Origin of the sequence: Enterobacter sp. TMH.L2, assembly GCF_050847315.1 — a bacterium.
Lineage (GTDB): Bacteria > Pseudomonadota > Gammaproteobacteria > Enterobacterales > Enterobacteriaceae > Cedecea.
Window position 1 is genome coordinate 2850207 of the sequence record NZ_CP193791.1, and the last position, 24271, is coordinate 2874477.

The 24271-nt window shown below is 49.7% G+C and carries 28 protein-coding genes and 2 pseudogenes; 12 read left to right on the plus strand and 18 right to left on the minus strand.

All coding sequences use genetic code 11. From position 1 onward, the window contains the following. Positions 1-271: 271 nt before the first annotated feature. Positions 272-1807, plus strand: a complete 1536-nt coding sequence (locus ACREYP_RS13680; protein ID WP_336817721.1) for a methyl-accepting chemotaxis protein — start codon at positions 272-274, stop codon at positions 1805-1807. Here ACREYP_RS13680 and ACREYP_RS13685 read toward each other — a convergent pair. Then, on the minus strand, positions 1797-2597 hold the full coding sequence (locus tag ACREYP_RS13685) for an AraC family transcriptional regulator (RefSeq protein ID WP_336817722.1): 801 nt from the start codon (positions 2595-2597) through the stop codon (positions 1797-1799). The genes ACREYP_RS13680 and ACREYP_RS13685 overlap by 11 nt on opposite strands. A gap of 98 nt (positions 2598-2695) precedes the next feature. Between ACREYP_RS13685 and ACREYP_RS13690 the strand changes: the two genes are divergently transcribed. Beyond that, on the plus strand, positions 2696-3898 hold the full coding sequence (locus ACREYP_RS13690) for an MFS transporter (RefSeq protein WP_336817723.1): 1203 nt from the start codon (positions 2696-2698) through the stop codon (positions 3896-3898). A gap of 22 nt (positions 3899-3920) precedes the next feature. Beyond that, positions 3921-4661: a class I SAM-dependent methyltransferase gene (locus ACREYP_RS13695; RefSeq protein ID WP_336817724.1), complete on the plus strand. Its 741-nt coding sequence runs from the start codon at positions 3921-3923 to the stop codon at positions 4659-4661. 233 nt (positions 4662-4894) lie between these two features. Here ACREYP_RS13695 and ACREYP_RS13700 read toward each other — a convergent pair whose 3' ends face one another. Continuing rightward, complete coding sequence (locus tag ACREYP_RS13700) at positions 4895-5602, minus strand: CTP synthase C-terminal region-related (seleno)protein (protein WP_336817725.1); 708 nt, start codon at positions 5600-5602, stop codon at positions 4895-4897. A gap of 162 nt (positions 5603-5764) precedes the next feature. On the opposite strand from ACREYP_RS13700, the gene ACREYP_RS13705 reads away from it, so the two are divergent. Continuing rightward, the gene (locus tag ACREYP_RS13705) at positions 5765-6268 is read left to right on the plus strand and encodes a 2-thiouracil desulfurase family protein (RefSeq protein ID WP_008456711.1); all 504 of its coding nucleotides are present in this window, start codon (positions 5765-5767) and stop codon (positions 6266-6268) included. Next, entirely contained in the window at positions 6265-6618 is a 354-nt protein-coding gene (locus ACREYP_RS13710; RefSeq protein ID WP_336817726.1) for a DUF488 domain-containing protein, read from the plus strand. Before ACREYP_RS13705 ends, ACREYP_RS13710 begins: the two co-directional genes overlap by 4 nt. Here the strand turns inward: ACREYP_RS13710 and ACREYP_RS13715 are convergent. Together ACREYP_RS13715 and ACREYP_RS13720 are read right to left on the minus strand one after the other, a co-directional pair. Continuing rightward, the gene (locus tag ACREYP_RS13715) at positions 6612-6917 is read right to left on the minus strand and encodes a hypothetical protein (protein WP_008456716.1); all 306 of its coding nucleotides are present in this window, start codon (positions 6915-6917) and stop codon (positions 6612-6614) included. The two genes, ACREYP_RS13710 and ACREYP_RS13715, sit on opposite strands and share 7 nt — an antisense overlap. 93 nt (positions 6918-7010) lie before the next feature. Then, on the minus strand, positions 7011-7889 hold the full coding sequence (locus tag ACREYP_RS13720) for a LysR family transcriptional regulator (RefSeq protein ID WP_008456717.1): 879 nt from the start codon (positions 7887-7889) through the stop codon (positions 7011-7013). A gap of 132 nt (positions 7890-8021) precedes the next feature. Here ACREYP_RS13720 and ACREYP_RS13725 point away from each other — a divergent pair, with 132 nt between their 5' ends. Further along, on the plus strand, positions 8022-8870 hold the full coding sequence (locus tag ACREYP_RS13725) for a Vmh family MBL fold metallo-hydrolase (RefSeq protein ID WP_336707983.1): 849 nt from the start codon (positions 8022-8024) through the stop codon (positions 8868-8870). 80 nt (positions 8871-8950) lie between these two features. Here the strand turns inward: ACREYP_RS13725 and ACREYP_RS13730 are convergent, their stop codons facing one another. From ACREYP_RS13730 to ACREYP_RS13760, 7 genes are all read right to left on the minus strand, one after another. Next, complete coding sequence (locus tag ACREYP_RS13730; protein ID WP_008456721.1) at positions 8951-10060, minus strand: SDR family oxidoreductase; 1110 nt, start codon at positions 10058-10060, stop codon at positions 8951-8953. A gap of 361 nt (positions 10061-10421) precedes the next feature. Further along, the gene (locus ACREYP_RS13735) at positions 10422-10580 is read right to left on the minus strand and encodes a YqaE/Pmp3 family membrane protein (RefSeq protein WP_008456722.1); all 159 of its coding nucleotides are present in this window, start codon (positions 10578-10580) and stop codon (positions 10422-10424) included. Positions 10581-10918: 338 nt separating this feature from the next. Further along, positions 10919-11272 carry a DUF1304 domain-containing protein gene (locus ACREYP_RS13740; protein WP_008456723.1) on the minus strand — a complete coding sequence of 118 codons (354 nt, stop codon included), beginning with the start codon at positions 11270-11272 and terminating at the stop codon, positions 10919-10921. A gap of 40 nt (positions 11273-11312) precedes the next feature. Next, complete coding sequence (fumD, locus tag ACREYP_RS13745; protein ID WP_008456724.1) at positions 11313-11528, minus strand: fumarate hydratase FumD; 216 nt, start codon at positions 11526-11528, stop codon at positions 11313-11315. Between the two features lie 99 nt (positions 11529-11627). Beyond that, complete coding sequence (locus ACREYP_RS13750) at positions 11628-12059, minus strand: ASCH domain-containing protein (RefSeq protein ID WP_336817728.1); 432 nt, start codon at positions 12057-12059, stop codon at positions 11628-11630. A 293-nt stretch (positions 12060-12352) separates the two neighbouring features. Next, a complete protein-coding gene (locus ACREYP_RS13755) occupies positions 12353-12625 on the minus strand; it encodes a hypothetical protein (protein ID WP_008456726.1) in 273 nt (90 codons plus the stop codon). 141 nt (positions 12626-12766) lie between these two features. After that, complete coding sequence (locus ACREYP_RS13760; RefSeq protein WP_008456727.1) at positions 12767-12964, minus strand: hypothetical protein; 198 nt, start codon at positions 12962-12964, stop codon at positions 12767-12769. Between the two features lie 252 nt (positions 12965-13216). On the opposite strand from ACREYP_RS13760, the gene ACREYP_RS13765 reads away from it, so the two are divergent. After that, complete coding sequence (locus tag ACREYP_RS13765; RefSeq protein WP_008456729.1) at positions 13217-13438, plus strand: DUF7661 family protein; 222 nt, start codon at positions 13217-13219, stop codon at positions 13436-13438. Between the two features lie 224 nt (positions 13439-13662). After that, positions 13663-14547: a GGDEF domain-containing protein gene (locus tag ACREYP_RS13770; protein WP_008456730.1), complete on the plus strand. Its 885-nt coding sequence runs from the start codon at positions 13663-13665 to the stop codon at positions 14545-14547. 150 nt (positions 14548-14697) lie between these two features. On the opposite strand, the gene ACREYP_RS13775 is transcribed toward ACREYP_RS13770, so the two are convergent. Continuing rightward, positions 14698-15606: a LysR family transcriptional regulator gene (locus ACREYP_RS13775; RefSeq protein ID WP_336817729.1), complete on the minus strand. Its 909-nt coding sequence runs from the start codon at positions 15604-15606 to the stop codon at positions 14698-14700. A 102-nt stretch (positions 15607-15708) separates the two neighbouring features. On the opposite strand from ACREYP_RS13775, the gene ACREYP_RS13780 reads away from it, so the two are divergent. Further along, entirely contained in the window at positions 15709-16917 is a 1209-nt protein-coding gene (locus ACREYP_RS13780) for an MFS transporter (protein ID WP_336817730.1), read from the plus strand. 78 nt (positions 16918-16995) lie between these two features. On the opposite strand, the gene ACREYP_RS13785 is transcribed toward ACREYP_RS13780, so the two are convergent. After that, positions 16996-17205 carry a DUF6434 domain-containing protein gene (locus ACREYP_RS13785; protein WP_071530482.1) on the minus strand — a complete coding sequence of 70 codons (210 nt, stop codon included), beginning with the start codon at positions 17203-17205 and terminating at the stop codon, positions 16996-16998. A 364-nt stretch (positions 17206-17569) separates the two neighbouring features. On the opposite strand from ACREYP_RS13785, the gene ACREYP_RS13790 reads away from it, so the two are divergent. Beyond that, positions 17570-19183 (plus strand): ABC-F family ATP-binding cassette domain-containing protein, encoded by a 1614-nt coding sequence (locus ACREYP_RS13790; RefSeq protein WP_336817731.1) that lies wholly within the window; start codon positions 17570-17572, stop codon positions 19181-19183. 153 nt (positions 19184-19336) lie between these two features. On the opposite strand, the gene ACREYP_RS13795 is transcribed toward ACREYP_RS13790, so the two are convergent. The 5 genes and pseudogenes from ACREYP_RS13795 to ACREYP_RS13815 all read right to left on the minus strand — a co-directional run. After that, a complete protein-coding gene (locus ACREYP_RS13795; protein WP_336817732.1) occupies positions 19337-19630 on the minus strand; it encodes a hypothetical protein in 294 nt (97 codons plus the stop codon). A 32-nt stretch (positions 19631-19662) separates the two neighbouring features. Continuing rightward, positions 19663-19851 (minus strand): annotated as a pseudogene (locus tag ACREYP_RS13800) (integrase core domain-containing protein); the annotation flags it as partial. A 555-nt stretch (positions 19852-20406) separates the two neighbouring features. Continuing rightward, complete coding sequence (locus ACREYP_RS13805; protein ID WP_336817733.1) at positions 20407-20967, minus strand: hypothetical protein; 561 nt, start codon at positions 20965-20967, stop codon at positions 20407-20409. Positions 20968-21225: 258 nt separating this feature from the next. After that, positions 21226-22044 carry a carbon-nitrogen hydrolase family protein gene (locus ACREYP_RS13810; RefSeq protein ID WP_083845844.1) on the minus strand — a complete coding sequence of 273 codons (819 nt, stop codon included), beginning with the start codon at positions 22042-22044 and terminating at the stop codon, positions 21226-21228. Positions 22045-22158: 114 nt separating this feature from the next. Then, positions 22159-22329 (minus strand): annotated as a pseudogene (locus ACREYP_RS13815) (isocitrate/isopropylmalate family dehydrogenase); the annotation flags it as partial. 161 nt (positions 22330-22490) lie between these two features. Here ACREYP_RS13815 and ACREYP_RS13820 point away from each other — a divergent pair. Both ACREYP_RS13820 and ACREYP_RS13825 read left to right on the plus strand, forming a co-directional pair. After that, entirely contained in the window at positions 22491-22835 is a 345-nt protein-coding gene (locus ACREYP_RS13820) for a hypothetical protein (protein ID WP_498880911.1), read from the plus strand. A 650-nt stretch (positions 22836-23485) separates the two neighbouring features. Further along, positions 23486-24145: a hypothetical protein gene (locus ACREYP_RS13825; protein ID WP_498880912.1), complete on the plus strand. Its 660-nt coding sequence runs from the start codon at positions 23486-23488 to the stop codon at positions 24143-24145. Positions 24146-24271: the final 126 nt, after the last annotated feature.

A 24271-nucleotide genomic window follows, 5' to 3' on the forward strand; every position in this document is an offset into this window, starting at 1 on the left:
GTGAGCGAGCTATGCCTTTACGCTCGCACAAGCGCCTTTCCCTCGCCAATGCTTAATCCTGCATTGCATATGCAGAAAACATATTAGTTAATCCTGAGTTAAATCTTTTACTTATAGATTTAACAAATAATTGAGTTAAGTGATTATTTTAAAAATAAAAAATTGGCGATTTATGGCATAAATTTGTGACTCACCCGCTAGTTTTCAGATCTGGTGAAAAAGTTTCCCTTCTCCTGGGCCGATAAGCTTTTCAAATAATAGGAGAGGCAAAATGAAATCACTGGCTCACAATTTGTTGTTATTAATTTGCTGTTCGATTTTGATGTCCGCCCTGGTTACCGCCATTTCACTCTACGGCAGCCACCGAAGCGCCCAAAGCACCGAAAGCGGCCTGCTGGCAAAGGATTTGATGTCTGACATCAAGCCCGCACCGATTTACCTGATTGAACTGCGGCTGGTGCTTTCGCGCGTGGTGGAAGGCACGCTGAGCGTCGATCAGGCCGATGCCGAAATTAAGCGCCTCAGCGCGCAATGGCACCAGCGCGTTGATTACTGGAAGGCCGCCCTGCCACCTGAGCTGCAGCAGAATCTGCTCGGGGAACAATACCAGGCCGGGATGGCAATGATCAAAGATGCCAATGACCTGGTGGAGCTTATTCGTTCGGGCGCCCCGACGCCGCTGTTTGAAAAGCTGAAAGCGGCCGATAAAGACTTTTTCGCCCATCAGAAAGGCATTGAATCCTTCGTTAAAGCCTCCGCCGAGTATGCCGATAAAGCGGTAGAAAAAGCCCAACACAGCAGCGTTAACTCCACACAATGGCAGTTGATTGGTTCCGGTGCCGCCGTGTTGCTGCTGCTGGTTGTCGGCTGGTGGGTTCACCGCACGATTTTCCGCTCACTGGGTGGCGAGCCAAGTGAAGTGGCCGAGATTGCCAACGCCGTGGCCTGCGGAGATCTCACCCGAGAAGTGAAAGTGCGCGACGGCGACAGAAGCAGCGTCATGGCCGCGATGGAAACCATGTGCCAGCAGCTCACCATGGTCATCCATCTGGTGCACGAAAGCAGCAACCAGATATCCACCCGCTCCAGCGAGATTGCCAGCGGCAATATTGACCTGGCTTCTCGCACCGAAGAACAGGCCAGCGCGCTGGAGCAAACGGCGTCGTCGATGGAAGAGATGACCGCCACGGTGAAGCAAAACGCAGAGAATGCCCAAAGCGCCAGCCAGTTGGCCAATACCGCCTCGAGAAGCGCGGAACAGGGCGGCGCGGTAGTGGCCCAGGTCGTGGAAACCATGGACGGCATTTCAAGCTCCGCCAACAAAATCACCGATATCATCGGCGTTATCGACAGCATCGCCTTCCAGACCAACATCCTGGCGCTGAACGCGGCGGTAGAAGCCGCCAGAGCCGGTGACCAGGGGCGCGGTTTTGCGGTTGTTGCCGGCGAAGTGCGCAGCCTGGCCCAGCGCAGCGCCAGTGCGGCCAAAGAAATTAAAGAGTTAATTGAAGACTCGGTGAATCAGGTCGCCAGCGGCAGCAGACTGGTAAACGAAGCGGGCAAGACCATCAACACCGTGGTGCAGGACGTGAAGCGCGTCGCTGCGCTGATGGTGGAGATTACCCACGCCAGCGATGAGCAAAGCAGCGGCATTGAGCAGGTCAGCACGGCCATCAGCCAGATGGATGTCACCACCCAGCAAAACGCGGCGATGGTGAATCAGGCCTCCGAGGCGGCCGAATCGCTGCTGGCGCAGACCTATGAGCTGAATACCGCCGTGTCCCAGTTTAAGCTGGCTAGTCTGTAAAATCGTCCCCGTCCAGGGTGCTTAAATAACGCCCTGGCGTGGTGCCGAGCGCCTTTTTAAACATGGTAATAAACGCCGTGGTGGAGTCGTACCCCAGAGACTCCGCCACGTTTTGCACGGTCATCCCGCTTATCAAATACCGCAGCGCCACGATGAGCTGCATCTGCTGCCGCCAGCGCAGAAAACTCAGCCCCGTTTCTTTCCCCACCAGCCGGGCAAGATTACGCTCGCTCATCGCCATGTCGTCTGCCCACTGGGCCAGCGTTTTCTTCTCCTTCAGGTTTTTCGCCATGCTGTCCGCCATCGCACGTATTTTGGGGTGTGAGGAGATCGGTAGCTGGAGCTGTTCCACCGGCTGATTAGGCAGCTCATCAAACAGCACCTGCACCAGCCGTTGAATGGGCGCACACTCGAGATGTTCATGGGGAACGTTGGACAGGCGCAGGATCAGTTCCCGCACCAGCGGCGAGATCTTCAGCGTGCAGCATTCCTGCGGCATGGCGACCGCCTCCGGTTCAATAAACAAAAAGCAGAGCCGCGCGTCCGCCGTCACCCGGTTGCTGTGTGGCATTTTCCCCGGCACCCAAACCGCATACTGCGGCGGCACCATCCACATCGAGTTGGTGACTTCGCTGGTGATACCGCCGTGGAGCGCCAGGATCAGCTGTCCTTTTCGATGGGTGTGGATGGGCTTTTCGTTATAGGTTTGCGCGGCGCGAATGCGAAACGCCAGCGCGGGCGTCACAATGCTGTCCGGGTCAAACCCTTCGAGATCCAGGTCACGTTCCATAGCATGTCCGAATTTAGCGATAATCTGTCATTTTAGCTTGATTCGTAAAAAGGCAGAAGCGTGTATCTTTGCTTTACCGTTTTTCAGGACACAGACACATGACTTCCACGACTTCAGCGAGCAAAAAGAGCCGCGCTCTGCTTCTGCTCGGCATTCTGATGATTGCCACCACCCTGCGCGTCACCTTTACCGGCGCGGCACCGCTGCTGGATATGGTGCGCGATGCACTTGCGCTGTCCACCGCGCAGATCGGGATTTTAACCACCCTGCCCCTGCTGGCCTTTGCGGTTGTTTCCCCGCTTGCCGCCGGGATCGCCCGCCGCTTTGGTACCGAGCGCAGCCTGTTTGGTGCGTTGCTGATCATCTGCGCCGGGATTGCTTTGCGCTCCGCCGGCCACGCCGCGCTGCTGTATATCGGCACGGCTATCATCGGCTGCGGGATCGCCATGGGCAACGTGCTGCTGCCCAGCCTGCTTAAGCGCGACTTCCCCGGCCAGGTCGCCAAACTCACCGGTGCTTACTCGCTCACGATGGGCGTGGCCGCCGCGCTGGGCTCGGTGATGGTGGTGCCGATTGCTCTGCACGGCTTCGGCTGGTCCGGCGCCATGCTGTCGCTGATGATCTTCCCGCTGCTGGCGCTGATTGTCTGGCTGCCGCAGCTTGGCAGCAGCACGGTGATGAACCTGTCCGGCAACCCGGCGCTGCACAGCCGCGGCATCTGGTCTTCGCCGCTGGCCTGGCAGGTCACCCTGTATCTGGGGATTAACTCGCTGGTCTATTACGTGATTATCGGCTGGCTGCCTTCCATTCTGATCAGCCACGGCTACAACGAAGCCGAGGCCGGGTCGATACACGGTATTTTGCAGCTCGCCACCGCCATTCCGGGATTGTTTGTCGGCCTGATCCTGAGCCGCCTGAAAGACCAGCGCGGAATTGCCGCTCTGATGGCGCTGCTGTGGTGTCTGGCGACGCTCGGCCTTTGGCTGCTGCCGGCCTTCTCCATCTTCTGGGTGTCGCTCGGCGGCTTTGGCTCCAGTGCGGCGATGATTCTGGGGCTCTCATTCATTGGGATGCGCACCGGTTCCGCACATCAGGCGGCGGCGCTGTCCGGCATGGCTCAGTGCGTAGGCTATCTTCTGGCCGCCTTCGGCCCGCCGGTGATGGGGAAGATTCATGACATTACCGGCAGCTGGGCGATCCCTTTATTAGGTTGCGCGCTACTTTCGGTCGTCATGGGCGTCTTTGGGGCTTATGCTGGACGCCAGAAAGAGATTGGCGCGGCGGAGAAAGCCGCGGCCTGAACAGACCCCCAAGGAGGATCGAATGGCATCATCGGCACCGCAGAACATTTTCGACGACCCGGTATTTTTTGAAAATTACCGTCAGTTACGGGAGCAGGACTCTGGCCTTAACGGGCTGCTGGAGATCCCCGAGCTTTACTCCCTGCTGCCCGCGCTGGATGGCCTGAAGATCCTCGACCTGGGCTGCGGCTTTGGCGACTTTGCCCGCTTCGCCCGCGCCCACGGGGCGGCAAGCGTGACGGGTTTTGATATCTCGGAAAAGATGCTCGCCCAGGCGCGAGCCGCAACCCAGGACACAAACATCAGCTACCACAATTTACCGCTGGAGCAATTCTCGCCGGAGGGTGAAACCTGGGATCTGGCGATTTCGTCGCTGGCGCTGCACTACCTCGAAGATTTCGCCCGCCTGAGCAACGCTATCTTTGCTGCGTTAAAACCCAGCGGGCAGTTTATCTTCTCCGTCGAACACCCGATGTGCACCGCCTTCCCGGTAGGCTGGCAACCCTATAAAGAAGAGGTTATCTGGCCGGTGAACCACTATCACCAGCAAGGCTTACGCCACACCAGCTGGTTCGTGGAGGATGTGCAAAAGTACCACCGCACCACGGAAACCTATGTCAATACCCTGCTCGACAGCGGCTTCGCCCTCACCCGAATGCTGGAAACTAAACCGAGGGCAGAAACCCTGGCACAGCATCCACGTCTGGCAAAAGAGATGCGCCGTCCGGCCTTTTTGATTCTTCGGGCAACTAAGCCTCGGTAAAGATAAGGTCTATGATGCGATTTAAGCAGGAGCCAGGGCATCGCTTTATATCCGACGGTGACTTCAACCGCATGTCGCTTCTGTTTTCTTATCCTCACCCTAACCCTCTCCCTGGAAGGGAGAGGGAATAGATAAAGTTCTCTGAAATCACTTTCCCCGACATATGTTTTCTGCCTCTCCCTTTGGGAGAGGGTCGGGGTGAGGGCTGTTACCCGCGCCCCTAAACCCCGAATTTATCTCTCAGCGGCGGCCAGGAACGCCTCAACCAAAGGGGATGGTCTGCCTTTCAGCGCATTACGTTCGTGCTGGAACAGCGTTGCCACAAAGAACGGATGCCCCTGAAGTTCAACCGCACGAATCTCGCCCTGCTTATCCCAGCCGGTCGGCTTCAGGGGTTCACCGGCAAGCGCGGTTGCAAACAGCTCCGCAATGCCGTAGTTGCAGTGGTAGCCCTCTTCAATTTCCGTCTTGCCATAGGCACGCCCGGTGATGGAGTCTGCCAGCAGCGAGATGCTGTCTGAAACCTCCACCAGCGAGCAGCTCAGGCGGCCAATCACCAGTCGCCCTTCGCTCGCGGTTTCCGCATGGCCTGCATCTTCCCAGCCGAGCACGTTACGCGCATACTCCACCACCGCATACTGGAACCCGGCGCAGGTACCGAGGAAAGGCACGCCGTTTTCTCGCGCAAAGCGAACGGCAAGGTAAGCGGCATCTTCATTCAGATAAGGGCTGGAAGGTACGCACCAGATGGCGTCATAGCCCACCAGATCTTCAGGGCTGGTCACTTCCAGCGAGGAGACCCAGTCATAATCCGCGCTGACGCCAAGCGCGGCGGCCGCATTATCTAACGCCTGAGGAATGGCCTGGTGTGCAATCACCGCCGGGTTATAATCGCCGACAAGCGCAATACGTAAAGTGGATTTCAACTGTGTGTCTGACATGCTTTGGTTGGCCTTATGTTTGAGGGAAGAGAACAACATAAGGAATGATAGAGTAGGCGTTTTGCTTTGCGCTGGCAACCGCAAAAATTGGCAGTCTTTCACCGCTTTCCATCCGGACAAACAATGTAGTAACGTGTCGAGTTCACTTCATCGAAGAAAAAAATGAAAGCAAAAATACTGGTTAGCGCCTGTCTGATGGGGTTTCAGGTCCGCTATGATGGTCGCGAAAAATCACAAACTGGCGCAGCCCTCGCCCGACTGCAGGCCGAAGGCCGCCTGGTTATCCACTGTCCTGAACTCGCCGCCGGGCTGCCAACACCTCGCCTCCCCGCAGAGCTTAGTGGAGGCAGCGGTGAAGCCGCTTTACTCGGACATGCCGCCATTCTGGAAAGCGACGGCGCAGACGTCACCGAACCTTATCTTCTTGCCGCCTGGCTCGCGCTTCAAACCGCCCGGGAGAATAACTGCCTGTTTGCTATTCTTACCGACGGCAGCCCGACCTGCGGCAGTCAGAAGATTTACGATGGCCACTTTGCAGGCAAAACAATCCCGGGTCAGGGCGTCGCGGCAGCACTGTTGCGTCAGCACGGCATCGAAGTCTTTGCGGACCATCAGGTCCCACTCTTGCTGAGCAGGCTTGAGACCGTCGATAAGGAGAGAGCATGATCCGCTGTAAACGCGTCTATGAAGACCCGGCTGAAGATGATGGCTACCGCGTGCTGGTGGACAGACTGTGGCCGAGAGGAATGAAAAAAAGCGACCTGCACTACGATGAATGGCCGAAGGAACTGGCGCCCTCAAACAAGCTACGCCAAGCCTTTCACAGCGAAACTATCGACTTTGCCGCCTTCAGCAAGCTCTACAGGCAAGAGCTTAGGCAACATCAGGACGCAGCCCAGGCGCTTGCCCGACGCGGCGAACACGGCACGCTGACATTGCTGTATGGCGCAAAAAATACCGACCAGAACCATGCGCTAGTGCTGGCCGACTTTTTACGTCACTGCCGGGATCAATAGCTGAGGTGGAGCTCGTCTTCCTGTGGGGAAAAATCTTTGTCCAGCGGCATTAAATGCTCGGCACGCACGAAGGCGTAGCCCTGGCGGCCATCAAAAGCGATAACCTCGCCGGTCACCAGCCAAAGCGGATAGTTTGCCTCCGGCGGAAGCTGCGTTACCACGCCTGTCACCGGATTAACAAAGCGCTCCCCCGGCTGACACAGCCCGAACAGTTCTACCGCTTTACCAATATTCACCCGCCCGGCGGCGGTACGAGCGCCGATGATCATCGCCAGGCTGCCCGGTTTTAATTGAAACATTGCTGCTCCCCTCACTTTTTCGCCGCGAGATCAGAACATTCCTGGCGCAAAAAGTAAACGGCATGGCCACCCGTAACTAAGGTTTTTCTTAAATTATTTTGCGAGCCTGTCCGACAGCGCCGCCAGGAACAGCCTCAACGCAGCGGGCAGGTAGCTTCGGCTCCGATAGATACCGTAGATCCCCATCGATCGCGGCGGATAAGCTTCAAGCACTTTGACCAGCTCCCCGCTCTCGAACCGCGGCTTAGCATCCTGAACCGGCAGCATCGCAATCCCCACGCCGTCCGCGACCGCGTCCATCAGCACCACGGAGTCATTGGCACTGAAGTTGCCGCTTACCTCCACGTTCAGCGGCTCACCGTTTTCATCCACCATTTGCCAGATGTTGCGCAGGAAATAGCTATATTGCAGGCAATTGTGGTGCGCGAGATCGCCCGGCGTGCGCGGCATCCCCCTTTGCTCAATGTAGGACGGCGAGGCATAAAGCCGGGAGTCACATTCCCCCAGGCGGCGGGCGATAATATTGGGATCGAGATCGTTGGTGATGCGAATAGCCAGATCGATACGCTCCTCAATCATATTCACCGCCTGGCTGCTGACGTGCAGCTCGACCCTCACGTCCGGGTAGTCGCGCAGGAAGTCAGACAAGAAAGGCACAATGTAATACCGGGCGCCAAACTGGGAACAGGCCACCCGCAGAGTCCCCGAAGGCAAATCCTGCTGCTTCTGCGCCGCAATACTTTCCGCTACCTCGTTGAGCGCTCGGGTTTGCTGCAGCACCCGCTCACCGGTCGGCGTTAGCGTCAGTTTGCGGGAGGAGCGATGCAACAGCCGCTCTCCCGCCCAGTGCTCCATTTGCTCCAGATAGCGGCTCACCATCGGCCGGGACATATTTAACGCCCGCGCCGCGGCGCTCAGGCTGCCCAGTTCACAAATGCGGGTATAGACTTTTGCAGCAATGATTCTGTCCATTCTTTCGCCCATCTGTTCGATTTATGAAACTTATCTTACCTGAATAAGGCCATTACGATTCACAAAATGCAATTTACACTGTTTCTCATTCCCAAACGGGCCCATTGATTCAGTTAATCAGGATAGAAAAAGATGAAGACACAGACCCTGGCCGCGGCCACCCTTTTGTTCTCCACGGCAAGCTTTGCCGCCCCGCTGACGCTGGACGTCTACAACCCACAGGACAAAGGCGTCTTCCCGGTCACCTCTACGCTGATCAGCGGCCCAACGGAAGCCACGTTGATTGATGCCCAGTTCAGCGTTAAAGACGGCGAGGCGCTGGTGAAAATGATTCAACACAGCGGCAAAAAGCTGACCCGCGTGCTTATCACCGCCGGTGACCCGGATTATTACTTTGGCCTGGAGCCCATTGTTAAAGCGTACCCGCAGGTAAAAATTGAAGCCACGCCGCTGGTCGTCGACCATATCAACCAAACCAAAGCAGAGAAGCTCAAATACTGGGGCCCAATCCTGAAAGATGGCGCGCCAAAAGAAGTCTTCGTGCCGCAGGTGACGCACGAGACAACCTTCACCGTCGACGGTGAAAAAATTGAGCTGCGCCAGCCCGCTTCTCACGCTGCATATCTGTGGATCCCGGCCAACAAAACGATTCTTGGCGGCGTAGGTGTCAGCTCCGGTATTCACGTCTGGACCGCCGATTCCCAGACAAAAGCTGCCCGTCAGGAATGGCGCGATGTGCTGGATGAAATGGCGGCCCTGAAGCCAAAACGCGTGATCCCGGGCCACTACATTGGTGAAGTCAAACCAGGCGCGGCCCCGGTGGTCTTTACCGGCGACTATTTAGCCGACTTTGAGCTGGCGCTGAAGAAAGGAAAAAGCGCCCCGGTCATCGCTGAGATGAAGCAAAAATATCCGGGCCTGGCCGATGAAAGCTCGCTGGAGATGAGCGCCAAAGTGAATACCGGCGAAATGAAGTGGTGATTCGCTAAACGTAAAAAGGGAGCAAAAGCTCCCTTTACTACGATCAGCAAACTAAAAAGGGAGCCTGCGCTCCCTTTTTATTATTTGAAGTCGACCTTCATCAGCTCGGGAATAGAATAATCCCGGGTGGTTTCCACGCAACGGCTGATGTAATCCACAAAGCGCGGCGGCGGAGACATGCCTAAATCCAGCAGCTTCTCGTTAGAGAAACGCACGTTCAGCATAGAGAACTCCCCGTACAGACGCATCGCACGCAGCATTAAGCGCTCATTGCACGGCCCGTAAATGGATTTGAAGCTTCTGCGGCTTTTCACCAGCTCGCTGTAATCCACCTGCTCGTAATTGGAGAAGATCGGCGTCTGGTTCAGCGCGCTGGACATCGCTTCATCGATGTCAGCAAAGCGGATGCTGCTCACGTCCCCGGCGGAGATGTGGTAGATCTTCTCTTTCAGCGAGTCGCTCTTCGCCAGCAGCAGCAGCGCTTCTGCGCAATAGTCCACCGGAATAACGTCGATTTTGTCATCCAGGGAGCACATAAATTTCCCGAGCATCAGCACCATGCGGAAGACCCAGAAAATGCTGCTGGACGGGCGGCAGCCCTGCTCGCTGTGGCCCACCACGATGGATGGACGAGCGATAACCAGCGGCAGCTGCGGGAACTGCTCGGACATCATGCGTTCGATGGTGGACTTAGACCAGGTGTACTGCACCAGGTGCTCTTCTTCCGGCTTGCTCGACATGCTTTCCGTGACCAGCGTGCCCGCATCCGGTACACAGGACATTGCGGTGCCGACGTGCAGGAAACGCTGCAGGCCCTTCACCTGGGACATGCGGCGAGCAAACTGCAGCGTGCCTTCCACGTTAACTTTCCAGATCAGCGCATTCTCGCCAAACGACGCCACCGCGGCGCAGTTAATAACGTGCGTGACGCTGGACAGTCTTTCATCATCCAGAAAATGTTCAGGCTCGGCTAAGTCACCCAGCAATATATTTTCCGGGTTAATTTGTGCCAGCTGTGCTTCAGTACAGCCAAAATTAGCAAGGTTATTTCTGATTCTGGCCACGCCCTCCTGAGGAGAGTTCGCTCGTACCAATAGTAATACGGTATTGAAAGAAGATTCAGAGAGGGATCGGGCTAAAACCGCGCCGCCCAGGAAACCTGTCGCACCGGTAATCAAAAGTTGACTCATTATTATAACCTCAGGAGTGAAAACACGAGCATAGTAAAATGGCAAAAATAAACGTTTCCTCAATAAAGCGGATTACCTTTACATTATGCCCAGTACTTTCGTGTAACGGTTTGTACATCCTTGTTTTAAAAGAAAAATAAAAATAAAAAATTAATTTCAGGCGCAATTATTTTGACTATTTATTGATGTCGGTAATATTAAGAAAACCTTAATAAACGATAAACAGAACCGTTATTTCTAGGTAATCAGGAACTCTTTTTAATTTACAGGAAATAAAAAGCCCACAACAGTGGGCTGGAGGTGAGTTGCCAAAGCAGTCATTTTTTCTCGGGCGCAGGCGTCGCAGCAATGGCCCAACAGGTCAATCCCGGGTCTGAACCCAGAACGCGTGAATCAGGCCGGGGAAGTAGCCCAGCAGGGTGAGGATGATATTGAGGATGAAGGCCCAGCCAAAACCTTTGCCGATAAGCACACCCAACGGTGGCAGGATAATTGTGAAAACAACGCGCCAAAACCCCATATAAACTCCTGATAAATTAGATTAGTCCATACTAAAAAAACACCTTGCCCTTAAAGCGTAGACGAATCTCAGAGGTTTGTTCAGAGTGATAATTCTGGAAAATTTAGTTTCATAACTCAATGTTGAAAAAAATATCATGCGGCACTTGCCAACCATAACAACTCAGGATAATTTCTTGCCTTCGGTAGCTCGATGAACCCTCATTCCGCTATCGAAATATGCCTATATTTCTCCTCCACTGGAGGGGCCGGAACCACTCAAAAAACGATCCGGTCGATCACCAATTATATTAATGATGATAGCCTTATGGTGACCCGGCGTTTGCCGGGTTTTTTCGATTATATTCCTGCGAATAATGCAATCAATGCCAATGCCGCAGGCGCTGCCTGCACGTAAAGTATTTTTTTACTGGCTGTTAAACCACCAAATAAACCAGCAACCAGAACGCAAATAAGGAAAAACAGTTTAAATTCATAGCCGCTGCTCGCCGCCAGAAGTCCATAAAGCAATCCCGCTGCTAAAAAACCGTTGTACAACCCCTGATTGGCCGCCAGAGTTTTCGACTGTTGAGCAAACTCAGAAGACAACCCAAAAGCCTTTCGCCCCGCCGGTTTATCCCAAAGCACCATTTCCAGCACCAGAATATAAAGGTGAATCACGGCCACCAGGCCGATAAGAATATTGGCAATCATAGGCAATTCCTGAAAGGGTTATTATGTCGCCAGGCACCGGCTACACTTCATAGCCCAGCGCCTCGATCACGTGTTCCATCGCTTCGCTGGTCAGCGGGGAACGTTTGATTTTATGGTTAGCCAGCATGGTTCTGACCACCCCGGCAATCACGATATGTTTAGGTTCCTGCCCAAGATCGCGCATCTCCAGCACCACCTTACCCACCACGCGGCACATCTCCTGGTACAGCGCTTCATCTTTTGCTTTTTTATCCATCTCGCCTCCGGCTTATCTGTTTGATCTTACAGTAGCATTTAACGCCATCGACGACTAAAAATAGCAAAACAATTTTCACGCTTTTTGGAACAGTTCACGTTACAGGCTCCCTTCCTGTGGGATGCGTTCCACCAGCATAAACTCTTCAAAAATTAAGGGCATCTCTTCAGAAAACTCACCAGTTCTTTCAAAAAATATCTGATGCTCTCGCCGCCAGTACGAGAGGCTTAAGTCCCCTTCCCCCTCCTTACGGGCCTGCTCTGCACTGACCTGTGAAAATTTAAGAGTCGTTAAAGACAGCGTCTGGATAACACAAACCGGGTCACCGCTGCCGTTAAGAATAATGCTATATCCGCCGGGTACGGGAGCCTCTTCCCCATTCTCATAGGCAGATGCCGCAGAACATGTCGCTGTTTTGCGGCCCTTCAAAACTAAATCCACCAGCTCGTCGGCCAGCTCAGGCGAATCGCCAAATGCCCATACCTGCGCATTGGGATATTTTTTCTGGTATTCAGTCAGTCGCGTAGACATGAAGTATTCTCCCTCTCCTTTTGGGATTGAAATACAGGCGAAGCCATCAGAATGGATCATCAACCCAGTGTTAGCTGCATTTTAAACAATATATTTGAAGGAATGGCCCGTCAGGGCATCATCGAAAAACGGGTGTGGACGGGGTAATTTACCAGAGCTGTGACGGAAAACAGGAGATATTTCTGTTTGATGATAAAGATAGGTTCACACAGTATCTTTTTTTCAGCGCATTGTCGGCAAGTGACTCAACGGTGAGAGCCATCTGGCTCTCACTTTTTAAATTAGCAGCGAGTTTAATCCCATTTAAACGTCACGCCAGCCCGGGCGGTACTGTTGCTGTTATCGCGATCGTATTTAGAATAAGGATCGGACAGCAGCTTTTGGTCACCTTTATCAAGCTTGCCGTACATATTTTGAGGTTTCTTTTCTTCATTACTCACACACACATTCCCGTAGCAGCCCGGGTCTTGTTCCGCCTCGGTCCAGACGAGTTCCGAAGCAGGCTTGTTCGCGGCATAGGCGTGGGCGGTTAACAACATAGCGCAGATGATAAGCGTCTTATTCATAAACAATCCCTTTTATGATAATGATAATCAACTGCAATTTTAACATCTTCATGTCACTTGAAGACAATCAGTTTAAAACTGAAGATTATTAGCCAAAGCAGTATAAAAATAGCGTACTAATAGAGGGCCCTGAACACACGTTTACCCCAGGATCAGGACATCAACCGCCCTCTGCACCGCTACGTCATCCAGGCCACTGGCATACAGCTTATGTATCATGTCGGCTATCGACTCCCGCGATAGCGCCTCTTTACGCGCCAGCAGTTGCACGACAGCCGCCCCGATCACCTGCAACGTTTCAGGATGAAGCTCCTCGGAGACGTGCTTGTCCTTGTCCATACTCACTCCATAAATGAAATTCCCTGTCTTTCTAAACTAGCACAAGAGAACTCAGACAAAACTGGGATCTTTTCCTAATCCCCCGCCCTTTTGCGACGTCGGCAAATAACTCATTGATACAACTCCGTAACATTTCGCGGATTTTTTATGTCTGAATTTTACAAGAGGAAAAATGCCCCCTAAATACTGGCCTGTTCAACAGGCCCGGTAGCGATTATCATTAATAAATATAGGAGCACGCCAGGGGAAAGTATGCTGCACTTTGATGTCTTTGGTAGGCGTTTGGGCGTAAAGAAAGTCAGTGAACAATGGCTGCTTTATCGCGTTGATCCTAACGAGGGCAAATATTCCCGGATTTATGATGTGGTTATCCCGGGATGGCTAACGGAAGAAGAGCTCCCCGGCTGGCTCGGAGATATTTACCATGAAGCGGCGAGTGAAAAGCATCCGGATGTGCGGCGTACAGATAGCTGAAATTGGTCCAGGAAGGATACATTTAGCCGGAACACAAGCCGAAGAAAAAATTATATAAACACTCGCTTGTTTCCAGCCCAACATAACAGAAAAATAACATAATCCTTAAACTTCGGCTAAACAGCAATATTTCTAACTATTTGTCTTTGCCAAAGATGATTAACAACCTACTGGTAATGTGATTAAATAACACTCCGAGTTATGCATGCGGTTAAGGTCTTCAAATGAATTTTAAAATACATGACAAACTTATTGAGGAGGCAGAGTCAGCTCAAGGACTGCTTTACAGAATGATTACCGCTTATGTCTGCGGTGCGACAGCAATAATCCTGATTTTAACATTGACAATGGGTAGCGTCAGCAGACTTAACTTTTATTTCTTTATCAATGCTTGCACCATTTCCCTGCTAACATGGTTCATCAGAAAATCCTTTCATATTAAATCAGAAGAAAAATACATAGCGTCGTTCAGAATTGCGTTATTCCTTCTTTTAAACTCAAGCTTAGCCTCGCTGACTGGTGGAGTGGAAATTTTAGATCGCGATACGACCTCTTTAATAGCAGCAGTGCTTTATGCACCAGCCATGTTTATTATTGTTCTTTCCTTCAAGAGATTTATTAAGTATATTAATAATAATTATAAAGCTGCGATAGATCTTTCATTAACTGACGAACTTACAGGATTACCCAATAGAAGACATCTTAATATGAAGCTAAGGGAGCTTGATGCTAAATATGGCACACTGTGTATTATCGACATTGATCACTTCAAAAAAATAAATGATTCTTACGGGCATGATTTTGGCGACATAACGCTTAAAAACATCGGCTTACAGCTGAGTCACTTCCTCTCAAAGGATATATTCATCTCACGATCAGGCGGCGAGGAATTTGCTGTAATTATTTTTAATAACATGGCTGCTGAAGCCGTTATCAATGAAATAAAAGACTCAGTTTCATGCAAAGATGGTAACGGAGAGACTATAACTCTCAGCATTGGTGCTGCCGTTAAACAGATGAACAGCTCTTCATCGTATGCTCTGGCCGCAGCGGATAAAGCATTATATAGGGCCAAGAGAAGCGGCAGAGATCGTATAGTTTATGCATAATGAGCCACAAGTCGCAGAAATTTTCTGGCAAACCATGAAAACGTTATCAAATAGTCGATCCGACAACAGTATGGAGAATACGCTGCAGCTATGAACGAGAAAGAGAGATTATGTGTTTAGAGGCTCATTGATTCCTGCGGCTTTTCAAGCTTAACTTATATGATTTAATTCCTGATGCATAAAATCAATCAGCGCTCTTATTTTACCGGGCAAATAGCGCCGATCGGAATAAAGGGCGAACAGTTGTAATGGGGCTGCCGAGTGTTCGAACTCAATTTCGATTAACCGGCCATCGTCAATCCAGGGCTGGCAGGCTTGCTTCGCCAGAATGGCAAACCCGACACCTGCTACCGCCGCTCGCCCTGCCATCTCTCCGCTGTTGACCCGATAATGACCTTTCACCCTGATAGTCTCGAATCCTCCCTTTTTATTGACGAACTGCCAGGGCGCGCCTTTCAGCGCACTGACCGTTGTAATACAGGGTAATTCTTCAAATTGCTGTATGCGTTCGGGCGTACCATAGCGCTGAATGAGGGCCGGGGCTGCAACAACCGTACAAGGGATAGTCAACAGGTGGCGGGCAATGTAGTCACTGTCATCCAACTTGCCGCGGCTAACAATGATAGCTAAATCCAGATCGTCGCGCAGAGATTCCAACCCGGACAAATTTGTGACACAGCTGATTTCCAGGTCCGGGTGTCGGCAGGCGAAATCGGCAATAACAGCCCCCAGCAATGCAGGACCTAGTTCATTAGGAATACACAGGCGCAGCGGGCCCTTGAGTTGCACTTGCCGCAAAGTTAATTCTGTCTCAGTTTGCTCGAGCGCCTCCACCAATGGCTTCGCGCGGGTATAAAGCAAGTGCCCAGCCTGAGTGAGTTTCATATGCCGGGTGCTGCGCTCAATGAGCTGCAGATTCAGTTTTTCTTCTAACTGAGAGATACAGCGACTCACGTTGGATGTCGGCATCTCAAGCACTTTTGATGCCCCAACAAAACTTTCTTTTTCAACCACGGCAATGAACACTTTCAGGGTATTAAAATCAAGCGCCGGACGCATCCGTTATCCCATAAATGATAATAATAAGTGCCATTTTTACCACCTAATCACCAGTATTGATAGCCGTTAAACTCAGGCATCTTTCACTCACAGGCGCCTGCTATGCCACCGGTTACACAGACATTTAACGATAAATCCCTTATGCCGATAGCGCTTATCATGGCTTTTATCCAGTTCACTAACGCGCTGGAATACATGATGTTCAACCCTGTTTTTGCTTTTATGGCTGCTGATTTCTTAGTTCCCGTCTCGTTCTCAGGCTATGTCTCCGGGATGTATACCTCCGGGGCCGTCCTGTCGGGCATTATTGCCTTTTACTGGATCGGTCATTTCAACAAGAAACGTTTTTTAATCGCCAATATGGCGCTGCTGGGCCTGCTGACGTTTTTGACTACTTTCACCGCCAGTTTTAACCTTCTGCTGGCGTTGCGATTCTGTGCGGGCCTGGTGGGAGGGACGACAATGGGAGTGGGGATTAGCATATTGATCAATCACGCCCCGGCTAACTTGCGCGGAAAAATGCTGGCAACGGTGATTGCGTCATATTCGATAGTAAGCATTGCAGGCATGCCCACGATATTATTTCTGTGTACTCATTATGGCTGGCATGCCGCTTTGTGGTTAATCAGTACCCTGTGTTTATTAACCTTGCCACTTATTGTCTTCTTTATCCCTCGGGATCAGGTCTCCTGTGACACGCCCCCCGCTCTGCCCCTCGATAGAAATACTCTCCTGTTCGCTTCGGGTAATGCGCTGGTGCAGTTTAGCCCGATGCTGGTCATCCCGGTTCTGGTGCCATTAATGACCCGGCAGTTGGGTGCTTCACTGGAGCAGTTGTCCTGGCTGTTCTTCGCCGGAGGCATTGCCGGATACCTGTCTAGCAAAATGACTGGCGCATTAACTTCTCGTTTTTCTGCTTCGAGTCTGGCTACTGGCGCAACCCTCATTTTTATACTGAGTTTGCTAATTCCCGCTCTGGGCTATCCGCATTCGGCGTTATTTATTATTTTATTTCTCGGGGCATCATACAGCCGCCTGGTTTCATCCTCGGCGCTTACCATTCAGTTTCCAGATAACGGGCAACGGGCGGGATTCGCTTCCCTGCAGACATCAATCATGTACCTGATGACTACTGCCGCATTTTTCCTGACAGCCTTTCTCTTACCCACTGATGAAATAGCGCCCCAGAATATGAATATGTTGCTGGTGCTATGTGCCATTTCCGCATCAGGGTTTCCAGTTATCGTTATTATTCTGCAAAAGAAACTGGCTAAACGGACGATTCAGGCTGAGCGCCTTATTAGTGATTAGATTAGCGGCTGATTGCGTGCGATGCGGACGGGCGTGAACCAGAGGGACTCCGCAATGTGAAACGCGGGCGTTCCTTCTCTAGAATGAATGTCTGCGCCTCCACTCATCAACGACATCACCCAAATTTTTGGGCACGCCATTTCGTATCCATGCCATAAATTCACGATCAAACCGAAAATGCGGCCCACACTCACCCATCATGAAACGGCGAACGTTTTGTGTATTTTTGTAGTTTTTATCCACTACAGTCGAGCGTGTTAATACCGCACTGTGCCAGTCGATGTTCACTTATTTACTCCTGTAATAAGCAACCGATAGTGGCGTTAAACTTAGCACATTGGCGCTTAAATGCTGCGCCAGAGATGCACCGGGCCTCGTAAGAGGCGTCAACATAATGAACATCCACGGCATCTCCATCTGTGGTGTAAGGTTTAACAAACCGACATTGCTCCCTGCCCGTTGTATCTAATACCGTGGTCTGGTCGCTGGATGTCATTTGACAGACAGAAATTGGCAATTTTATAATCGGCCCACTTTCACGTCTCTTTAGAGGTATTCGTCCAATGCGCAATTAATGCCCACCGTCATCTTTGACGGCCTTTATGCAGTTTCCCTCGGGGCTGTTTTGGTGCATTAATTTCAGGATTATCGCATGACGAATTCTATTCTTACGCTCGATCGCGTTTCATTTGTATTGCCTGATGGCAAACGCCTTTTCTCAGATCTCACTGAACAATTTGACCACCGACATACTGCTCTGGTCGGTAGAAATGGCGTGGGTAAAAGCCTGCTGGCTAAAATTCTTTCAGGCCAGGTGGCGCCGACTTCCGGCCAGTGTAGTTGCTCAGGTCGTGTCAGATATCTGGCGCAGCATCTGACCCCGCACCATTATCATAGCGTGGCGATGCTTGCGGGAGTCGACAGCCAGTTAGCCGCGCTAGATCGCATTGAAGCAGGCAGCACCGACCCGACTGATTTTGACCTTGTGGGTGATAATTGGGACCTTCGCCAGCGGCTGCAGGCGCAGTTAGAGTCCGCGGGATTGGGTTATCTTTCGCCGGGTTCAGCGGTCAATCAGCTGAGTGGCGGAGAAGCCATGCGGGTAGCACTGATCGGCGCGATGCTATCTGAGGCAGATTTTCTTATCCTTGATGAGCCTACCAACCATCTGGATGCCGCCAGCCGACTGACGCTGATGCGGCAGTTGCACCAATGGCCCCGTGGTCTTTTGCTCATCAGTCATGACCGGACGTTGCTGCAGCAGATGGAGCGAATGGTCGAACTATCGTCGCTCGGTTTACGCAGCTACGGCGGCAACTATGATTTTTACCAGCAAATGAAAGCGCAGGAGACTGCCTCCGCCACGCAAAACCTGGAACGCCTCAAAACCGAGCGTAAGCGCGAAGAGCAGGTGCTGCGTGAACAACGCGCACGACTTGAAAAACGCGGATCCCGGGGTACCCGGCAGGGTAAGAATGCGAATCAGGCAAAAATATTGCTGGGCCGTCAAAAAGGCCGGAGTGAGACTTCAGCAGGAAAACGGATAAAGCAGCAAACCCAAGCGCGGGCGTTGCTCAGCCAGCAGGTGCAGCAAGCCATAAAGCAAATTGAGGTATCTACGCACATCGCCATGCACATCACCTCTACATTCGGGGCATTACCGCAGAAGGTCGCCACCCTTGACGAGGCCGTTTTACCTTTTGTTCCTGCCTCTTTTCGCGAGATAACGCTGACCATTAACGGCGGGCAACGGATCGGTGTTGTCGGTTCCAACGGATGCGGTAAATCAACATTATTAAAAACCTTAGCGGGTCTGTTGCCGTCAGTGTCTGGTCATCGTGAGGTCTGGGCTAAAACCGCTTATCTTGACCAGCAGATGTCCATTTTGGATCGGCAAAAAACGGCACTTGAGCAACTTCTGGCGGTGAACTCTCAGGTGGGGGAATCCCAACTGCGTATGCAACTTGCCCAGCTTGGGCTGGATGCATCTCGTGTGTCATTACCCTGTGGCGAACTTAGCGGCGGGGAACAACTTAAAGCTGCGCTGGCAATGCTAATTTATGCTGACTCGCCCGCCAGCTTTTTATTGCTCGATGAACCGAGTAATCATCTGGATATTGTATCCCTGCATACGCTGGAATCTTTCCTCAATCAGTATCAGGGCACCCTGATGGTGGTGTCACACGATGAGGTGTTTCTCAGCCAGATTGAGCTAACGCATTGGCTGGTTGCGGGGGATAGGGGTTGGGAATTATCCCCCTGTTAGCAGGTTGAATGATCTTATGGCTCATGCAATTTCAAACAGAATCTAGTGAAATACCTATTTGGGCTGCATAAGCAGAAGTGAGCTATATCTACTCCTGGCACTTGGCGGACGAGCCAATGAAGCTGAAGGTCCGGTGTGAGCGAGGAGCGGAAGTTAGTCAATTATTTCCGATGGCTTTTCATTCTCGGGCGACCAATATCCACCGCTACCATGGTAAGTTTCAGCACCTAATACAAACTTAGTTCCACAGTGCCTACAAACAAAATGGTAATCGACGATATCGCCCCATATCATCTTTTCAGCACACTCTTGAAAGCTGTATTGATTCCTGTCATCCGTTGCATCAATTTCGGCCAGAACCCCTTCGCTGAGCGCATGCTTTGCAATACGGATTGCTTTACGTAATTGTTCAGGTTGGCGGATAACGTATTTAACTGTAGTGGTCAAGTAATACTGGCCACAGTTTTACAGTAAGACCGTTATCTGTTCTCTGATTCTTCCGGCGTTAGCCCTCCGTTGTAATGATGAGGTCTGACGCTATTGTAATAGTTCAAAATATAACCACTGATTTGTTGCCGGGCATCGTCCTTGCCTGCGTAACCATTCGTTGGCACCCATTCTGTTTTCAGACTGCGGAAGAAGCGTTCCATGGGGCTGTTATCCCAGCAGAATAGCCATATCCAATTCTGACACTAAATCCCCCGCATAGCATCAGGCGGTTATGAGCGAACAGTGGACACTATTGCCAACTTCAGCTTTTGCCGTTTACGAAATTGCGCTTACGGTGTTTCCCGGTTGAAGCTAGCGAGAAACATCGTTATTTTTCTTATCGCATAATGCTTATATGGGGAGTAATTTAGGCTAAAGGAGGAATCAATGTCACATTCGTCATCAAGAAGAAAAGTTCTAGCCGCAGAAGGCCTTCTTACGCATAGAGCGTCACACGCACGGAGTTGCGCTAACCATGTTGCGAATAGATTGGGCATAACCCGCAGGGAGATATTGATGAAGGTTGAGAAAGATACAGGGGCGAGTTTGGTATCGCCACTTACAGAAGATGAGTTAATGAAAGCGTTTCATTATATGGAAAACCTTTAGGAGCGACTCCTGTGAGCGAGGAGCGGAAGTTCGCAATTGTTCTCACGACTGGTTAAGGAATTACTAACATCACGATGTATCAATTAACTAGGTTAAGGTCACACCTTTCAGGATACTGGAAAAAATTACCGAACAAGCAGATCCAACCAATCTGGGTTCTCAATTTTACGTGAATAGGGCAACATTGCACGATTAATAAACTCAAAGAATTCTGACTCCTCCATCCTTACGGCTTCGCTTGTTCCAGGTCCCTCCCATTCATCAAAGAGATGCCAGTAAAGCGATTTCAAGGTATCGACCACTGCAGTGAAAATCTTTACGTCAGGTTCAAGCCAATGACACACCAGAAAATACATTTTCTGCTCTACATCATGGATGGAAGCGCATTGGGAAAGTTGACTCATAAATAGCTTGATCCAGACCAATGCTGCTGTTTTTAGCGGTGGTAGGTTTATCTGCTGCTCTGCCATGTACCGTGACATATATAATTCAACCTCGGCCCGTACAGGTTGATTATCAAGCCCCAGTGAAGCGAGGATTAAAAGAGTGTCCGAATCATTTCCTTCGATAATTTGATCTTCAGCCCATGCAATGATCATGCTGTCCAGATCATTGTGGAGAAATTGATATTTTCCTGAAAACACAAGCAACCCGAGCAGCTCATTGAGCGTGTATACAGATGGCATCTGATATTCCCTTTCCTGAGTTTTAAAATGAACCCTGGCAGTGATAACTTCTGAGTCCATTATCAATTGAACGTTGAGCCTATGTAACTAAATGAAACTCCAATCAACCTTCATCTTATCTTACCTATTGATTTAAATACTATAAATATTAGGAGCATACCGATTTTGACCACATAAGCAGAAGTGTGAAAGGTCCGCTCCTGGCACAGAGCGGAAATTAATCCTTCACGCTATAAAACTGCAGTAAATATATTGCTCTCAGCTGAGGCAAATCACTTTCCCGGCGCACTCGCCGTCCTTGAAATCCATAATGACCAGGGCGGCACGATCCTCTGGCGCCTGAGCAATAAGTTCGCCTTTTGCATTCCATGCGGCGCTTTTCCCGACTGGCTTCCAACCGCCTGAGGTACCGCAGTAATTGGCCATTAGCGTAGGCATTGCGTAATATTTGGCGTAGCTTTTAAGCACATCGGTATCTTTCTCATAGCCGCCTGCGCTCAAAACTGAATTAATATAAATATTAGCGCCCATCTGCACCGTTTGTTCTACATGCCTCGGCTGCCCGGCGTCTGCGCATATAGCCACGCCGACGTTAAACGTGCGGGCCGTAATAACACACGCCGCTGTGCCGGATGAAAAGTAATCAGACTCTCCGGGGTGAAGATACATTTTTCGATAATAAGAAATTGGCTGCCCGGCAGAAATGACACATGCGCCAATGGCCGGTTTATTATCCTGCACATACAAAGGTGCCCCCGCCACAATGGTCATCTCATGGCGGTCGGCCAATGCCTGAAGCGCCTGGAGGCAGGACTCATCGGTGAGAGCCAATTTTTCAGCTAGCTCAGGCTCATAACCCGTTAAAGAAAGCTCCGGAAAAATGATCAGGTTTACATCTGCCGAGGCGGCCAAAGTAATCAGCAATTCGTGACAGCGCATATTCTCTTCAATATTGCCGCGAACCGGAGCAAACTGTCCCGCGGCAATGCTTAACCTTTCCCGAATACCGTTCATACTTATCCCCGCAATTTTTTTACAATCATCGGCTAAAATCTTAAAACAAACACCTTGCCTCATATTCAGGCAGCCCCAAGGTTCTTTTGGCGCAGGGGGTTGTAACCATCATCCAAAACCGAACAATAAAAAACGGGAACCCTAAGGTTCCCGTTGTCACATCACCAGCGGCGCTGATTACATGTGTTTAATGATAGCGTCGCCAAACTCTGAACATTTCAGCAGCTTAGCGCCATCCATCAGACGCTCGAAGTCATAGGTTACGGTCTTAGCTTCGATAGCGCCTTCCATACCCTTAACGATCAGGTCAGCCGCTTCGAACCATTCCATATGACGCAGCAGTAGATCTAGTCTTCTTCTCTATCGTGTTATTTTAAAACAATAAAAATGCTTTTTCCCTCTTAATTTATCATTTTTGGTAGTAGTTATAAGCTATTGTTTTTGTATAATAATCTTAGAGTTTTGATAACCAGATTTCCCACATTCGTATGTCAAAGAGCGAGATAACATTGAAAACCTCAGAGCTTATAAAAAAATTAACTGACCTACAGGATACAGTACCTTTTGATGCTGAAGTCGTTACTGGTGATGATTGGCAACCTAATGGCATCACCCGCATCTACCACAAACCACCATATACATTCATTGAGTTTGAAACTGATGAAATTGATGAGTTCGGTGAAGAAGATGGTATAGATATCATTAACGAATTGGAAATCAGGGCACACCAAGTGAAGTCAATCCGTGATTTTATCCAGAGTGATAAGGATCTGACACCAGATTCAATAATTAAGGAGCTGAACACACAGATTAGCCGTCTGGAAGCTATGTCAGTGGCGTTGTTGGATAAGTAGATTTATCTTCGGTTTTCAAGACCGCACTATAATTACAATAAATCAATAAGTTAACTTGTAGGCATGGTATAAACAGAAAAAATAGCAATGCTAAAAATCAACAAGTTACCGACTTATCAACACTTAATATACCAACACTTTACTGCCATCCGTCATCGGGGGTCGCAGGTTCAGACTCTCATGCAGACCAAATAATCACTGAAAACCAGATCCTTACCACTGACTTTGTGTGACTTGATATACCTAGTTCATATTCGTGGCCTAGGACGATACTAATGACGCAGCATTACATGCCAAAAACATCATAATATAACGTTTTTAATGATTATTATCGACTACCAATGTTTGATTTTACACCAAAATCATCACGTGCTAACTTGCTGAAATCGCTATTTTTAATTTTAGTTTTGGGGAAGAGTATTTAACCATTAATTAAATTTTTTACCCCAGTGCATTCAACATTTTGTCGCTAGTGGCAAACCTCAATGGTAAATATTTTAATACCGCTGAGGTCCGCTATGAGCGAGAAACGGACATTTCCATTGTTTTACCTTTACTTAGTAAAAATAATAAATATTTCCACAAATAAAAATGATAAGTTACAATGCGCAATGTCTTTAGTGTAAAATTCATACTTAAAAAGGAATAGCATGCAAATGAATAAAAACAAGCTTTTCGCACAGTTATCCAAACATTCACTTGAAGCGCAGCTTGATGATTTCGAAAAATACATCCTAGGAGTAGGTGGTCAAAATAGAGTTGACGTGTCGAAATTAAAAAAAGCATATGAAGATGAAACGAAAGATGCTTCGGATGATTATATTGATTACTTAGGTGATTATTATTCAGAGCAATATGATTTCTTGGTTAACATACAGCCAAATATTTTTAATAAATCTGCTTTAGTATCTTTATATTCATGCTTGGAGCACAATCTAAACGACTATTGTAATATATGTCAGAAAATAGTACAAACCAATATATCAGTAACTGATTTTAATGGTGATGGCATTAATAAGGCAAAAAATTACATAACAAAATTAATGAGTATAAACTTTGGCCTGTCACAAGAATGGCAATTCATGATTGATTTTAACAAGATAAGGAATTGCGTAGCTCATACTAATGGAGACATTAGTAGAATGACATCAGCTGAAACTTTAAAAACTATTATTGATAAAACACCGACCCTTTCACTAAATAATGGAAATAACATTATAATATCCTTGAATTATTTAAATTTAATTATTCACGAAATTAGAGAGCTCTTTCAATGGTTATATACACATCTAGAACAATCATCGAAGTGAATACGATTGCATCTAAGTTTATTATTGGTCTATTTTTGAAAAAGTTATCGATGATACTGGCCTGTTCTCCGTTGATTAAAGGGTGTTCAAAAATCTCATCAGAGATTCGAAAAAACGAAGTTGATG